At 62.6% G+C, this 13001-nt stretch carries 20 protein-coding genes and 1 pseudogene; 11 read left to right on the top strand and 10 right to left on the bottom strand.

Annotated features, from left to right (window positions below; all coding sequences use genetic code 11):
- Positions 1-46 precede the first annotated feature (46 nt).
- Positions 47-340, bottom strand: a complete 294-nt coding sequence (locus ACYG9R_RS00965) for a DUF982 domain-containing protein (protein ID WP_023685943.1) — start codon at positions 338-340, stop codon at positions 47-49.
- A gap of 113 nt (positions 341-453) precedes the next feature.
- Positions 454-630, bottom strand: coding sequence for a hypothetical protein (locus ACYG9R_RS00960; protein WP_023671438.1), 177 nt, complete (start codon positions 628-630; stop codon positions 454-456).
- Positions 631-772: 142 nt separating this feature from the next.
- Here ACYG9R_RS00960 and ACYG9R_RS00955 point away from each other — a divergent pair.
- Together ACYG9R_RS00955 and ACYG9R_RS00950 are read left to right on the top strand one after the other, a co-directional pair.
- Positions 773-928 (top strand): annotated as a pseudogene (locus ACYG9R_RS00955) (short-chain dehydrogenase); the annotation flags it as partial.
- A gap of 97 nt (positions 929-1025) precedes the next feature.
- A complete protein-coding gene (locus ACYG9R_RS00950; protein ID WP_155923296.1) occupies positions 1026-1181 on the top strand; it encodes a hypothetical protein in 156 nt (51 codons plus the stop codon).
- Here ACYG9R_RS00950 and ACYG9R_RS00945 read toward each other — a convergent pair.
- Both ACYG9R_RS00945 and ACYG9R_RS00940 read right to left on the bottom strand, forming a co-directional pair.
- On the bottom strand, positions 1178-1543 hold the full coding sequence (locus tag ACYG9R_RS00945) for a VOC family protein (protein WP_023753167.1): 366 nt from the start codon (positions 1541-1543) through the stop codon (positions 1178-1180). The two genes, ACYG9R_RS00950 and ACYG9R_RS00945, sit on opposite strands and share 4 nt — an antisense overlap.
- 83 nt (positions 1544-1626) lie before the next feature.
- Positions 1627-2184, bottom strand: coding sequence for an RBBP9/YdeN family alpha/beta hydrolase (locus ACYG9R_RS00940; RefSeq protein ID WP_023697757.1), 558 nt, complete (start codon positions 2182-2184; stop codon positions 1627-1629).
- Positions 2185-2268: 84 nt separating this feature from the next.
- Between ACYG9R_RS00940 and ACYG9R_RS00935 the strand changes: the two genes are divergently transcribed.
- The gene (locus tag ACYG9R_RS00935; protein ID WP_023671442.1) at positions 2269-2772 is read left to right on the top strand and encodes an Lrp/AsnC family transcriptional regulator; all 504 of its coding nucleotides are present in this window, start codon (positions 2269-2271) and stop codon (positions 2770-2772) included.
- Between the two features lie 145 nt (positions 2773-2917).
- On the top strand, positions 2918-3331 hold the full coding sequence (locus tag ACYG9R_RS00930) for a DoxX family protein (RefSeq protein ID WP_023700688.1): 414 nt from the start codon (positions 2918-2920) through the stop codon (positions 3329-3331).
- A gap of 22 nt (positions 3332-3353) precedes the next feature.
- Here the strand turns inward: ACYG9R_RS00930 and ACYG9R_RS00925 are convergent, their stop codons facing one another.
- The 5 genes from ACYG9R_RS00925 to ACYG9R_RS00905 all read right to left on the bottom strand — a co-directional run bounded on the left by ACYG9R_RS00925 (position 3354) and on the right by ACYG9R_RS00905 (position 5882).
- Complete coding sequence (locus ACYG9R_RS00925; RefSeq protein ID WP_023671444.1) at positions 3354-3659, bottom strand: hypothetical protein; 306 nt, start codon at positions 3657-3659, stop codon at positions 3354-3356.
- A 94-nt stretch (positions 3660-3753) separates the two neighbouring features.
- Entirely contained in the window at positions 3754-4023 is a 270-nt protein-coding gene (locus ACYG9R_RS00920; RefSeq protein ID WP_023671445.1) for a hypothetical protein, read from the bottom strand.
- Positions 4024-4137: 114 nt separating this feature from the next.
- Complete coding sequence (locus tag ACYG9R_RS00915) at positions 4138-4302, bottom strand: hypothetical protein (protein ID WP_023685951.1); 165 nt, start codon at positions 4300-4302, stop codon at positions 4138-4140.
- Between the two features lie 72 nt (positions 4303-4374).
- On the bottom strand, positions 4375-4818 hold the full coding sequence (locus ACYG9R_RS00910) for a Ros/MucR family transcriptional regulator (RefSeq protein ID WP_023671447.1): 444 nt from the start codon (positions 4816-4818) through the stop codon (positions 4375-4377).
- 248 nt (positions 4819-5066) lie between these two features.
- A complete protein-coding gene (locus tag ACYG9R_RS00905; protein WP_023693742.1) occupies positions 5067-5882 on the bottom strand; it encodes a class I SAM-dependent methyltransferase in 816 nt (271 codons plus the stop codon).
- A gap of 495 nt (positions 5883-6377) precedes the next feature.
- On the opposite strand from ACYG9R_RS00905, the gene ACYG9R_RS00900 reads away from it, so the two are divergent.
- From ACYG9R_RS00900 to ACYG9R_RS00890, 3 genes are read left to right on the top strand one after another with little or no spacing between them, the layout of a single operon-like run.
- Positions 6378-6788 carry a hypothetical protein gene (locus ACYG9R_RS00900; protein ID WP_023671449.1) on the top strand — a complete coding sequence of 137 codons (411 nt, stop codon included), beginning with the start codon at positions 6378-6380 and terminating at the stop codon, positions 6786-6788.
- Entirely contained in the window at positions 6781-7167 is a 387-nt protein-coding gene (locus tag ACYG9R_RS00895; protein WP_023671450.1) for a hypothetical protein, read from the top strand. Before ACYG9R_RS00900 ends, ACYG9R_RS00895 begins: the two co-directional genes overlap by 8 nt.
- On the top strand, positions 7067-7804 hold the full coding sequence (locus tag ACYG9R_RS00890; RefSeq protein ID WP_245260097.1) for a terminase large subunit domain-containing protein: 738 nt from the start codon (positions 7067-7069) through the stop codon (positions 7802-7804). The genes ACYG9R_RS00895 and ACYG9R_RS00890 overlap by 101 nt, the downstream gene beginning before the upstream one ends.
- A gap of 333 nt (positions 7805-8137) precedes the next feature.
- Here the strand turns inward: ACYG9R_RS00890 and ACYG9R_RS00885 are convergent, their stop codons facing one another.
- A complete protein-coding gene (locus tag ACYG9R_RS00885) occupies positions 8138-9283 on the bottom strand; it encodes a HEAT repeat domain-containing protein (protein WP_155922510.1) in 1146 nt (381 codons plus the stop codon).
- Between the two features lie 114 nt (positions 9284-9397).
- Here ACYG9R_RS00885 and ACYG9R_RS00880 point away from each other — a divergent pair, with 114 nt between their 5' ends.
- The 4 genes from ACYG9R_RS00880 to ACYG9R_RS00865 all read left to right on the top strand — a co-directional run bounded on the left by ACYG9R_RS00880 (position 9398) and on the right by ACYG9R_RS00865 (position 12998).
- Positions 9398-9709, top strand: a complete 312-nt coding sequence (locus ACYG9R_RS00880) for a hypothetical protein (RefSeq protein ID WP_155922511.1) — start codon at positions 9398-9400, stop codon at positions 9707-9709.
- Between the two features lie 373 nt (positions 9710-10082).
- On the top strand, positions 10083-11732 hold the full coding sequence (locus ACYG9R_RS00875; protein WP_023824482.1) for a terminase large subunit domain-containing protein: 1650 nt from the start codon (positions 10083-10085) through the stop codon (positions 11730-11732).
- 373 nt (positions 11733-12105) lie between these two features.
- Entirely contained in the window at positions 12106-12798 is a 693-nt protein-coding gene (locus tag ACYG9R_RS00870) for a glycoside hydrolase family 108 protein (RefSeq protein WP_023727868.1), read from the top strand.
- The gene (locus ACYG9R_RS00865; RefSeq protein ID WP_023689878.1) at positions 12795-12998 is read left to right on the top strand and encodes a hypothetical protein; all 204 of its coding nucleotides are present in this window, start codon (positions 12795-12797) and stop codon (positions 12996-12998) included. Before ACYG9R_RS00870 ends, ACYG9R_RS00865 begins: the two co-directional genes overlap by 4 nt.
- The last annotated feature ends 3 nt before the right edge of the window (positions 12999-13001 follow it).

Genomic DNA, 13001 nt, shown 5'->3' with positions numbered 1-13001 from the left:
ATCCGGCGTTCGCCATGACATCGCCGGCAATCCGTCAGCCGGTCTTTCAACGATGCCCATCCAGCGACGCCAATTCGTCGAGCATGGCAAGGGCGGCACTTGGCTTGGCCGGCTTCAGCAAGCCCTGTTGGGCGGCGGCATTCTGGAAAGCGGCAAAGGCGATGTCCGGGCGGCAAATGCCGTTCAACGCGTCGTCCACCAGCCTGTCGGCCGCCTTGTAGGCCGCCGTCTGCTTGTTCTTCCATGTTCCGCCTAGCGCCCTCCTGGCGTCGGCGATCGACGACACCGTCATCGCGCTGCCGTCCACGAATCTGATCGTCAGGGGCAGAAAACGGCTCATGCGCTCACCATCCAAACCATTCGCGCCTCGCCCGGATCGATCTCATCACTTGCCTCCTTGAAAACGGGATCGCCATAAACGAGGAAATCACAAACTGGTTGCAGCCCGCCGAGCTACATGTTGCTTGCCGGCCAGATCGGCCGATGCGGACGATAAGGCGGCCGCGGCGCCGGCTTCAACGGGATGTCGGCGAGCGAGTTGCGGATCGGCCTGAACAGTATCGGCGAAGACGCGGCGCGGCGGTGCAATACCGCGGCTGACAATTTGGCAATCAGATTTCGAACGTCCATGGGACACCTCGAGCGCGTTGAGAGTCCCCCCATCGCGATCACCTACCACCTCACCCCCAGCATCCGCATTTAACTTTGATATAGGCCGGACGAATACGCGCCGCGCGCAATGTCTGCCGCCAACCCTTCTGCTGGTCTCGCGTCCGACAAGCAGGCGGCGGATGTCTCGCAGTTCGGCGCCAAGACCCCGGTGAAGCGCCCGGCCCAGCCGGAGGAGATCGCGCCGGCCTATGTGTTCCTGGCCGCAATGTTCAAGCTAATCACCGGCGAGAGTTTGCCGATCGTCGGCGGCTATTGAGCGGCGTCGCCAGGCTGGCGGTCACGCATCCGAGCAGCGACGTCGCGGACGCTGCTGCAACCGGATGAATTTTCGTGCATTCTTGTGCATGGCCACAATGCTTCGAACCGACACGCCGGCAAAATGCTGCTCCTATTGCGGTTCGCGAGAGCACGACTACGAGGATTGTCCGAAGCGCAAAGCAGAGGCGGAGCGGCAGTGGGAAGGCCAGGCAAAGCCCGGCGCCGAATCCGAGGCGACGGCCGAAGCCTAGCTGGGCTCGAACAGCTCGATCACGTTGCCGGACGGGTCTTCACAAAGAATCTGTCGCCCGCCCGGACCTTCGACGATCTGGTTGCGGAACCCCACGCCGGCCTCGCCCATCTTAGTCACTATTGACGGCAATTGCTCGACCTCGAGCACGAAGCGGTTCCATCCGCCCGGCTCGGGTGTCCGGCCGTCCGGCATCGGCCTGGCTGCCGACGCCAAGGGACCGGCGAGCCAGAGCGAGAGGTCGCCGCGCGTCAGGATGGCCATCGCCGGACCGAATTGCTGCTTCAGCGCGAAGCCCAGATGGCTCGTATAAAACGCGATGGACAGATCGACATCGCGGACCAGATATCGGACGGACACCATTCGCAGGCTCCCTCACAAACGCCCTCCCGAGAGATAGCTGGCGGGACAAGCTGGGGCAAGCCCGCGGCGCACGCTTCGGGCGCCTACGGTGCGATTGCGTGGTCGGCCTGTCTGTCTCTCACGAAGGCCGTCAGCAGCTCCATTCCCGCCGGCCAGTCGCCCAGCCCGCTATTGCTGTTGATGTGACCAAGCGGCCCGGCGATGTGCAGTTCGCTGCCCCATTGTGTGGCTTTCTCACCGGCATAGCCGTTCGGATCATAGGGATCGTCGGTGCTGGCCACGATCAGCGAGGGGAAGCGAAGCGGCCCGCGCGGCGTATCGGCGAAGGGAATTCCGTAAGCGGGATAGACCGGCGAGGCCGGGTCGGGAACCGCAACCAGAAACGCCCCGCCGATCCGACGGCTCGACACCGCCTGCCAATGCGCGACCAGCAGGCAGCTGAGACTGTGGGCGACGAGCACCGGCGGGGTCTGTGCCTGTGACACCGCGACGTCCAGCGCCGCCACCCAGTCGTCGAAATCCGGCAGCTCCCAGCTTGCCGGGCTGAAGCGGCGCATCGCCGGGTCGGCCTGTTGCCAGCGTGTCTGCCAGTGGGCCTCGCCCGATCCGCCGCTGCCCGGCAGAATGATGAAGTCGGTCATGGAAAATCCTGTTTCTTCGCCGCAGATGATGTCCCAATCCTAGGGCTTCTCCTTGTTCGCGGAATGAGAGATCATCGGAAAGCGATGAAGAATTCCGATGGATTGAAGGTGTTCATGGCAAACGGCGATTACCGGCCACGGCTCGACCCCACCGACATGGCAATCATCGAGATCATGCAGGAGGATGGCCGCATCGGCATTTCCGAACTCGGCCGCCGCGTCGGCCTGTCCCAGCCCGCGACGTCGGAGCGGGTGAAGCGGCTGGAGGAGCGCGGCATCATCGCCGGCTACCGGGCCGCGATCGATCCCACCGCCCTCGGTCTCGGCACCATGGCCATGATCCGCCTGCGCACCACGCATGAGCACATCCAGACCTGCCTGAAGAAATTCGCGGCCATGCCGGAAGTGGTCGAGGTGCTGCGGGTGACCGGCGAGGATTGTTTTCTGGTCAAGGTGGTCGTGCCGTCGCCGCCCGACCTCGAAAGCATCGTCGATGCCATCGGCCGCTACGGCGCGGTGACGACCAATGTGGTGCTGCGCGCCGAGCCGCCGAAACGGTTGGGGCGGGAGCTGATGGCGAAGCTCTGAGCGGCCACGCGCGGCAAGAGGATTGCAAGCGCCTCCTTTTGCGAGGTCCGGCTTTGCCGCGAAAGAATTTCGCGGGCTGGTGTAGGATCGGCGGCGTGGCGCCCGTCCTTGGGGCGAAACCCGTTGCAAACCTTTGGAGCACATCATGGAAGCCGTTCAATCGCCGTGGCAGACCGCGGCCATTCTCATCGCCCGCCTGACCTTGGCCGCCATGTTCGCGATGGGAGCAGCCTTCAAGTTCATGGATATGAACATGACCGCCGGCTACATCGCCGCCGCCGGCTTCCCGTTCCCGCTGTTTCTGGCCTGGTGCGCCGCGATCCTCGAAACGCTGCTGGTGATCGCCTTGCTGACCGGAGCGTTCTTCACGCCGGCCGCCCTGGTCGCCGCCGTCTACGTGGTCTTCCTCGGCTTTGCCTTCCACGGTCCGTCGCACTGGACCGGCAACCAGGCCGAGTTCGGCGCCTTCATGTCCCATTTCCCGTTCGCCGCCGGCCTGCTGTTCGCCGCCGTGCATGGACCGGGCAGCGTGCTGGCCTCGAAGATTGGCCGAGGGTGAGGCCCCGCGTCGGCAGACCGCCTCACATCTGGTCGTTGTAGGGTTCCTTCATCTGACCGACCATGCGGGCCAGTTTCGAGAAGGACGGCATGTCCGCCTCCGGCTGGCATTGATTGGCCAGTTCCAGCAGTCGGATCGGAAAGTTGACGGCGTCGCGGTTGGACTCCGACATGCCGTCGGACCGCTCCTCGCCGGTTTCGATGGCCTCGGCCTTGCGCAGCGCAATGTCGATATCCTCCACCGTGAGCAGGCCCTTGCGCACCAGCACCTGATTGATCGAGGCGACGGCCATCAGCAGGCCTTCGAGTTGCAGATTGGCGACGTTCATGGCTGTTGCTCCCATTTGGCTCACGCTCAACGCATGAGCCGCTGTTACGATCCGGACGGGGATGCAAGCGATAGGCGTCGGCCGATGGCCTGCGCTACTCTTCCATCCAGCGGCGGCCATATTCGGCCCACAGCGCCTTGACCTCCCGGCTGCCGAGGCGCGGGGCCGAGCCGTCGCCATAGGCGATCGAAACGCAGCTGATGTCGTAATGGGGATGGGCGTCGATGACGAAGCGGATCGCCTCGCCGAGCGGCCTTCTGCCGATGACCGGATCGGCCTGGCCTTGGCCGACGCTGCGAACGCCCGAAACAGTGGCTGGCGCTTGCCGCATCCTGAACACGGATGCCATGGCTGGTTTGTCCATCCCGCTCTCCCCCGAGTTGGAGTGGAATGATTCCATAAGAGCCAGCTAATGACCAGTCGCTAGACGGCCTGTCGAAGGCTGCGTCTTGTATCCTGCAGCCCGTTGAAGGACTGTTCAGGCCAGCGGATCCGCCGCCGGCGGCCTGGCGGGAAGGCCGAGCCTTGTCCGCTCGCCGTCGGCAAACTCCTCGGCCGCTTCCTGGGCCATGAACAGATGCTGGGTCACCGTGCCATTCTCGGCAACCAGCACCGCCCATTGGCGGCGGTCCACACGTTCCACGCGAACGTCATTGGGCTCTCCGGCCACCACGATCGTCCTCCAGCAGGCGTACGGCACGGAGGGGGCGTGCCTTTACGCCTTGGTCTTGCTCTTGGCCGGCGCCTTGGCGGCCGGGGCCTCGGGTGTCCTGATGCCGAGCCCGAACTCCTTTGCCAGCTCCGAGCGCTTGGCGGCGTAGCTGGGCGCCGTCATCGGATAGTCGCCGGGCAGGTCCCATTTGGCGCGATAGGCTTCCGGCGTCATGCCATGGGCGGAGCCGAGATGACGCCGCAGCGACCTGAACTTCTTGCCATCCTCGAGGCAGTAAATGAAATTCGGCGTTACCGAGCGCTTGCGGTTGACCGCGGGCTCAGGCGCAGGTTGCGGCGGAGCAACGGGATTGTCCACGGCCGCGAGCGCTGCATTGACGCTCTCGATCAACGCCGGCAGGCTATCCGGAGGCACTGAATTGTTGCGCACGAATGCCGCGACGATGTCGGCGGTCAGATTTATATTTCGGATTTTGTCCTCAGACATGGCTTCTTTTGCCCCCTTGATGCCAAAGGACAAATTATCAGACAACATCCGCCGACGGCATGGCACTTTAGAACATATGCATATGACTTGACGCCGGATGTGGTAGCGCTAGCATCGCCGAGTCTCCGATCGATGTCGATGTAGGAATTCTTTCCTGACATATCTTGACCGGTGAGGGCAGCTATGCTATGATTTGTCGACGTTGCTGATTTGGGCCACCAACCCGCCGCCGAGGCGGGTTTTTTGTTTCAGGCCGGCTTGGAAGCGATGATGGCCAGTGACGCGAGTTTTCCCTCGCTCAGGCTGCTTATGTAGTTTTTTCGCCGATGCACGAACTCGGCGCCGAGCACGATCTCATTGGCCTGCTGCTGGGCGGGCGACGGAACCATGCTGGAATTTGCCCGTTTCAACGCCAGCTCGACGTGATCGCCGGTTTCGTCGATGACGTCGTCGACCTGGAATCCGGCTGAAGCAAACAGAGCCTTCAGGGTTTCGCGGTCGACGAGATGGCTGGCCACAGCCGACACCGCCCAAGGCAAGGGATAGTGAGGCTCGCCGTCCGCCAGCACCGCCTCGGTCCAGACAAGCCTGGCCTTCGGCTTCAGTACGCGCCACGCTTGCCCGATGACCGCCGCCTTGTCGGCGATATTCATGCCGACATAGAAGCAGATCGCCGCGTCGAATGTGTCGTCCGCAAAAGGCAGCCTTGTCGCATCGGCCTCATGGAAACGCACTTTGTCGCCGAGGCCGCAGAGCTCGGTCAATCGGCGGGATGCCTCGACGAACGCCTGCGTCAGGTCGACGCCGTCGACGCTGCACCCATAGGTCTCGGCAAGGAACCGGGCCGGGCCGCCAATGCCGCTGCCGATGTCCAGAACCCGATCGCCGGCGGAGGGCGCAAGACGCGCAGCATGGTCCTGCGTGGCGATCAGCTCGCGGCCATGAAGCTGATCGAACGGATAGAGTTGTTTGGCTGCGAGGCTGCCGGCCTTTGCGTCCGGCACAGCCGACAGGATGCGCTCGACAATGCCGCCGCTGCCATAGTGACTGGTCACATCGCTCATTTCGCTCTCCGACGAGACCCAGCATCCCATCGATGCGGCCCTCGCGCAATGCGCGCCGCCGCCAAGGACGAGGCTTTGACCGGAGTAGGAATTATTTCTTATCTGCATTGACGGGTGAGGGCAGCTTTGCTATGATTTGTCCATGGTGCTGATTTGCGCCACCGACCCGCCCACGAGGCGGGTTTTGTTTTCCTGATGCCCACAACGTGCGGATATCGGATGTCGGCGGGACAGCCCCCCTCTGGCCTGCCGGACGTTCGTCGTTCGGAAAGCCAAGCAATTGGCTTTCCGTCCGCTGCGCGGACCACTCCTCAACCCCCACACGGGGGGGAGATCGGACTGCCGCCTTGCTTTCGCCAATCGTCAGCGCTGCAAATTGGTCGCGACCCTGGAGCTGCCAATCTCCCCCCTTGAGGGGGAGATGTCCGGCAGGACAGAGGGGGGCGTGAAGGAACGCTATCCTCGGTTCATTCTGCCTTATCCGCGAGGCCTCCCTTGTCCAACCGCTATGCCACCATCATCACCGACGATGACGGCCGCGAGGTCGTCAGCGCCATTGGCGTGTTCGAGGGCGCTGCCCCGCAGGCGCGCATCGGCCGTATCGAGCCGGTCGTGCCGGGCGTGCTGATCGGCATGGTTCGCGGTGGTCCTGTCGATGCCATCGGCGGCTTCGGCTTTCCGCGCGGCGCGCACGACGCAAGGGCGATCGCCAGGGCAAGCCTGAAAGCCGCGTCTGCCGGAAAGCGCCACGCGCCGGCCGCTGATGCAGCCCGCAAGGCCGCCCCAACACGGTCAGGGCCAAAATCGGCACGGCGCAAGTCCGGCAAGATCAAGTCCGGCAAGATCAAGCGGCCAGCGAAACAGGCACCTACCGCCGAGCCCGCCGGGATCTCGGATCATGGCTGACCGGACGGCGCCGCGTGCGCGCCCTGGCCGCAAGGCGACTGCCGCCGCTGCCAAGCCGAAGCGGACGAAGAAGACGCTTGGCGATGATTTCCTCGACGCGGTTCGCGCCGATTTCAGCGCCCATGGCGCCGGCGTGATTGCCGCGGTCCGGGCCGACAAGCCCGACCAGTATCTGAAGATCGTGCAATCGGTGCTACCCAAGGATCTGGCCAAGGATTTGCATGTTTCATCTGACAATCTGGAAGCCCTGAGCGATGACGAGATCCGCCGCCGCATCCGTGGCCTCGAAGCCGTCCTCGGGCCGTTTGGCGACCAGCCTGAAGACGCGCCGCCACTATCTGGCGCTGCTGCAGGAGCTGGACCGCAGGCGCAGGACTAACCAGCTTGCCGCCTACCGGCCTTATCCCAGGCAGGCGCAGTTTCACGCCGCCGGCGCGCAGAACCGGGAACGTCTGTTCATGGCCGGCAACCAGTTGGGCAAGACCAGGGCCGGCGGCGCCGAATGGGCCATGCATCTCACCGGCCGCTATCCCGCGTGGTGGCAGGGCAAGACCTTCGACGCCGCCGTCAGGCTATGGGCTGCCGGCGTGACCGGCGAGGGCACGCGAGACAACCCGCAGCGCGTGCTGGTCGGCCCGCCGCAGCAGCAGGCGGCATGGGGCACCGGCATGATCCCCGCCGATGCCATCCGCCAGACCACGATGGGCCGCGGCGCGCCGGGCGCGCTCGACAGCATCGTGGTGCGCTGGGGCGGCGGCGGCGACGTGCAGGCCGATGAATCGGTGCTGTCGTTCAAGAGCTATGAGAAGGGCCGCGAAAAGTGGCAGGGCGAAACCCTGCACGGCGTCTGGTTCGACGAGGAGCCGCCGCTCGATATCTATTCCGAAGGCCTGACCCGCACCAACGCGACGGGCGGCATCACCATGGTGACGTTTACGCCGCTGCTTGGCATGAGCGACGTGGTGCTGCGGTTCTTGACGGCGCAGGAGGTTCTCCCTTCCCCCCTTGTGGGGTGAGCAGCTGGTTCGCGAAGCGAATTCGTCGTGCCAGTGGCACGACGAAAGGCCGGCGAACGCCGGGACGCTGCGGAGCAGCGGGGACCCGGCAGGTTGGATCGGCCACCACCCGGCCCTTCGCAGGCTCAGGGCGTTCGAAGCTCGAAAAGCCAAGCAATTGGCTTTTCGTCCGCCACGCGGACCGCTTCTCACCCCACAAAGGGAGAAGGTAAGAACCGCCACGCCCGGCGCAAATATCGTGCGCGGACAACATCATACGACATTACTTTGAATCAGTTCGGCAGGCTCTACGTCCTGTCACGTCGCTATCTTGACCCCGAGATCAGCGGTGCCTCAGGCGATTGCCGGCAACGATGATTGCCATACGGCGTGGTGCGATATCTGGTTGTGCTCGATGCAATCGGTTGCCAGTTTGCTGATTTCAGGATCGGCGGACGCCTGCGCCCATTCGACGAACGCGTCAACAACGACCAACCTCGCCCGGCTGGCCAGCCCCAAGCCGTAACGGCGCACTACCGGCTCTGAATGGTCGAGCATAGCACGGATCATGCCTGATGCATCACCTCGCCATTGCCCGGAGATATCGGCGATCGCCGAAAACGGCGTTTGCGGCCTGAGCAACGCGGCGTGCTGACGCGCAAGCTTTAACTGCCAGTCTTTTGCAAAGCGCACAAATTTGACGGCTCCCATGCGTACACCATCGTGATAATCATCAAGGGCAAACAACGCCTGCGCGAGATGCTGACCATCGTTCCGCGTACTGCATCGCAAGATAGACTCCACGGCATCGAAGCGCGTGCGCGGGTTGCTGTCCCCAAGCAGCGCGGCCAGCTCACCCACCATCGAACTTATGTTCTGGTTTTGAAAGGTGGCAATAAACGCACCCGCCGCTCGCGTCTCAGCATTGGCAGATGTCAGCAGGAGACGAAGGCTTTCCAACGGCACCGTCTTGCCGAGCTCGCCGAGAAGGTCGTTGGCAAGCGCGCCATCGTCATCATGCGGGGACGACAGCAGCCGCTCCAGCATCTCCTGACCTGTCATGGCATTTGTCGATTTGCCGAGTGGCAGCAGGATCTTACCGCCTTCGCTGAAAAAAAGATGAGCAACCTCGCTGTCCTCGGCGGACAGGCGCATCGCCTCGAATAGATCTGTCATGGCAAAGAGTGGCTGTCCCACCCGCGTAGAGTACAGGCCGCGCAGAATGCACCAGCCCAGACGCATCGATGTCGCCGATGCACGGCAAGACCTACCGCATAAAGCGATAAAGGAAAAGATGAGAGCGAAGCTTTCCCGTTTCGGCGCGTTGCGGAATTGCGAACCGCGACTAGACTGGTGGCCAGGTTGTCGAGGAACCAAGTCCATGAACAGGCGGCAGGTATTGACAGGCGGTTTGTCTTCGCTTGTCGTGTCGCCGGCGGGTGGTGCTGAGGTATCAAAGCCCCAGGTGCCCAAATGGCGACCCTCGTTTTCACAACCCATCGATCGCATCGAGGAACGGTTCGGCTATTACTTCGACAGAGGCCGTGACTTTGCCATCCTTGAAACGGCACCTGCGTGCTGACGGAAGCCGGCCTGTCCGATGAGGCGGCAGCCATGGCCGCCATCCAGACGCTTGCCATGATTTACAACTATCACCCGGACATGAAGCCGTCTGACATGGATGATGGCAACGTGCTGGTCAGCTACAATCATCCAGCCTTCAATGTCGTGCTTTCCGACGTTGCGAATGCGCATTGGCAAGAGATCGAGGCCCGCCACCAGGATGGGCTGGCTACGGGCGAGGTGCTGATCACGCCGCTGGGGCAGAATGTGTTCGATGAGCTCGGCAAAAAGGCGCTGCTTGGCAGGTGCTACATGTTCATGGATGCGCAGGCGCCAAAGGTGATCCGCATCAAACCCAGTTGATAAGTCGAATCAGGGGTATTTGGTGCCGGCAAGTTGCCTGGCACGACCTTCGGCGGTTGACGATTTGCGCGTTAATGGGCCGCACAATATTTTCTCTCGACCGGTATACTGATATATATAGAGCATACAGGATTGATTGGGAGTGTCGGGGACGCAGACCTCGCGTTTGAACCCTGTTCCTGGATCGGTACGGGTTCTGCAGATTTTTTTACTAGTATCGTAAGGAACATTCGCCTGGCTGGTGCATGCCGATGCACTGGCGGCAATGCCGACAACGATTGCAATCCGAATCATGTGTTCCCCCAAGTCTTGGGTCAGCTTCGCATTGATGAGCGCTGGTATCAATGGCCACACTCTATTGGAGCATGCTTGCATGACCCGTCACGTCACCTTCATGACCATAGACGACGTCGAACACTATTCGCCGGACGAGCGTGCCGCGATCATCGCCGCCTATCCCGAACATGAGCGCGAAGCGAGGGCCAAGGGCATTCCGGTGCTGGGCTCCGGCCGCATCTTTCCGATTGCCGAGGAGCTGATTGCCTGCGAGCCGTTCCGGCTGCCGCGCTACTGGCCGCGGATCGGCGCCCTCGATTTCGGCTGGGACCATCCGTCGGCCGCGGTCGAGCTGGCCTGGGATACGGAGGCCGATGTCGTCTATATCTCCAAGGCGGCGCGGGCCTCGCAGCAGACGCCGGCCATGCAGGTACTGGCCCTGAAGCCGTGGGGCGAGTGGCTGCCCTGGGCCTGGCCGCGCGACGGCCGCCGCGAGACGCTGGAAGGCGCGGGCACCGCGCTTGCCAGACAATACGCCGCGCACGGGCTGAACATGCTGTCGGGCCACGCCCGCTTCGCCGACGGCTCGGTCTCGGTCGAGGCGGGGCTGATGGAAATGCTCGACCGCATGCAATCCGGCCGCTTCAAGGTGTTTTCGACGCTGCTGCCCTGGTTCGAGGAATTCAGGCTTTTTCACCGAAAGGACGGCAAGGTGGTGAAACTGCGCGACGATTTGATGGCCGCGACGCGCTACCGCAAACTGACGCTCGCCTATGTCAGCGGCGCCGGCACTTTGCCGACGGTGGCCAACGGCATCTGGCTGATGTTCGACCGTACCGGCGACAGAGGCGCCGACGGGACGGGAGTAGGAGATTTTTTGGGGCCTGCGTCTTCGGCAACCGACAATATTGTCACTTTCGCGGGCACCACGGGCAAGGTGGGGAAGGATAGTGGGATCGCGGTGTCCAGCCTGGCGCCGAAGGCCAGCCCGACATTTACCGGGACGCCAACGGGGCCGACCGCAGCGCCTGGAACGAATACCACGCAATTGGCTACAACGGGGTTCGTCAAGGCTGGGTTTGATCTGAAACTTGATAGCCGACCTAACCTCGGTGTCGTCGCGCAGACGATCACCGATTGGAACAACGCCCTGGACAACGGCTGGTATATGGCCTCGGCGGCGGCTAATGCGCCAGACGGCGTAAATTGGTTCCTGGGGTTTGTGGAAGCGCACGGAAGCACTGGCTACCGGACGCAGACGGTGCATGATTTCGTCAACGACACTACGGCGGCAGACCAAAAGCTATGGCGGCGCAGGCAGGCTGGCGGTGCCTGGGGAGGATGGATCAAGCTGCAATGGTCGCAGGCCGAACAGGATGCACGCTATGTCCAGTCGTCCACGGCGTTGCTTCAGAAGTTTTATGAAAGCCCGCAACAGACGATCACATCCGGCGGGTCGCTGACGTTGGCTCATGGGCTGGGGGTGAAGCCGAAAAATTACCTTGCATTCTTACAGTGCACCACTGCTGAGGGTGGCTATTCTATTGGAGACGAAGAACCTGTCTCGATTGGATCGCACGAAGCAAGCACCAATCGAGGCCTAAGTGTCGTTCCCGATGCTACAAATATGGTCGTTAGATTTGGGTCGCAGGCTTCTAGTGCCGTTCAGATTACACGCAAAGACACTGGTGGATTTCTAAATATTACCAATGCAAGCTGGCGGCTTGTCATTAGGGCATGGGCCTAGCATAAATTCGAGTGAATTCTTCAAAAGAAAGATCAAAAGGCCGCTCTCTCTTTCCGAGATATGGCGTCTGCCCAATCCACCACCGAATCTCAATAAGCCTCGGCTATTTTCGTCGTCGAAGCGCTTCTTGATCACCTTTGCCGGAATTCTTCCTAACACTGCATACGGAGGTGCATCTTCGATCACCATCGCAGCGGCGACGACGGCAATGGTGCCGTCGCTCGATTCGCCGTTCCGATCTCCTTTCCGGCCGACGCCACCAAATACCGCCCCGCCAAGGTCTCCAGCGACGTTGTCTCGATGATCGACGCCTAACCGCAAGCAGCTTCGCAAATCGACAACCTGCCTTTCGCGGGCAGAAAGGAAAACCCCAATGGACCGCAACTTCGCGCGGGCGCTTGCGCTCGTCCTCAAATCGGAAGGCGGCTGGTCCGACAATCCGGCCGATCCCGGCGGCGCAACCATGAAGGGCGTGACGCTGGCCAATTTCCGCCGCTACGTGAAGGCGGATGCGACGAAGGTCGACCTTCGCCATATCACGGATGCTCAGGTGGCGACGGTCTATCGCCGCTTCTATTGGAATGCCGCTGCGGGCGCCGAGCTTCCCGGCGGTGTCGACTATGCCGTCTTCGACTTCGCCGTGAACAGTGGGCCGGGCAGGGCGGCTAAATATCTGCAGGCGGCAGTTGGCACCGCACAGGACGGCAGGATCGGCCCGGCCACGCTCAAAGCTGTCGGCGCCAGGCCACCGGGCGCAGTCATCGACGATCTTTGCGATGCCCGCCTGGCATTCCTGCGGCGGCTGCCGACCTGGCCGGTTTTCGGCAAGGGTTGGAGCGATCGCATCCGGTCGGTCCGTTCCCAGGCGCTGTTGATGTCGGCACTACAGCCCGCTCCGGCACCTTTGCCGGGCACCCCGCCCCAGCCATCAGCGCTCTCGCCGAAGCCCGGCAGTGCGATGCCGCCGGTGTCTACCGGCGGGCCCGTCAGCCCCGTCGAACGCCTGCCGTTCTGGCGTGCGCTGCTTCAAATCCTGAAATCGATTTTCGCAAGGAGTTCGACATGATCGCCGTCTTCATCCGCATCGGCTTGCGTTACGGCGCCGGTGTTCTGGTCGCGCGTGGCCTGCTCGGCGCCGACGACGCGGCGGCATTTTCTTCCGACCCCGACATTCAAGCTGGTCTGGAGATCGCCGCCGGTCTCGCCATCGCCTCGGTCACCGAGACCTGGCACTGGCTGGCCCGCAAATCCGGCTGGGAGCACTGACAT

The organism is Mesorhizobium sp. RSR565B (assembly GCF_054719465.1).
This window is presented reverse-complemented; position numbering and strand designations above follow the sequence as displayed.